The organism is Chryseobacterium sp. DT-167, from assembly GCF_058310155.1.
The window spans coordinates 1-713 of sequence record NZ_JBZEEQ010000059.1; the positions used below are offsets into that span (position 1 = coordinate 1).

Below are 713 nucleotides of genomic sequence, written 5' to 3' on the forward strand. Positions count from 1 at the left end.
GACGCTCGCGACCGCGGCCGCAGCGACCGACCGCCGCGGGGTCCGCAGGAGCGGAGCGTCGCGGAATCGGTTCTCCACGAGCTCGTACGTCGTCGCTGCGAGACCCGCGGTGAGGAAGAGGGCGATGAGCTTCTGCTGCCAGGTCATCGGAGTGCCCGTGAGCAACGGGAGCAGCGTGAGGGCCGGCCAATGCCAGAGGTAGAGCGAATAGCTGATGTCACCGAGGTAACGGACGGGACGCAGGCTCGCGACGGTGGTGAACGAGCCCGGTCGGTCGAAACCGAGGAGGGCGAGAGCGGCTCCCGCGGCGGGGATCGCCGCCCAGGCCCCCGGATAGGCGAGCCCTTCCGTGAGGAGGAGGGTCGCCGCAGCGATCGTGACGACACCGGCCCACGACAGGACGACGGCGAGCCGATCCGAGACCCGGGCGGCCGGGACGAGAGCGACGAGACCGCCGACGGCGAACTCCCACGCCCGCGTCGGGAGACCGTAGAACGCCCAGGGCTGCGACACGGAGGTGATGACGATCGACGCCGCGAGCGACGCGACGAGCACCGCGCTGATCACCCACGGCAGAGCCGACCGTCGCACACGAACGACGAGCAGGAGGAGAAGCGGCCAGACGAGATAGAACTGCTCCTCGACGCCCAGGGACCAGAAGTGCGTGAAAAGCGACTGGTCGGTCGTCGCCCAGTAGTCGCTGCCGTCGATGG

Annotated in this window: 1 protein-coding gene; it reads right to left on the reverse strand. The window is 69.7% G+C overall.

What is annotated here, in order from left to right:
- Positions 1-713: acyltransferase family protein (locus tag AC4FQ5_RS19730; protein ID WP_491146267.1), on the reverse strand; the 713-nt coding region annotated here is incomplete at both ends.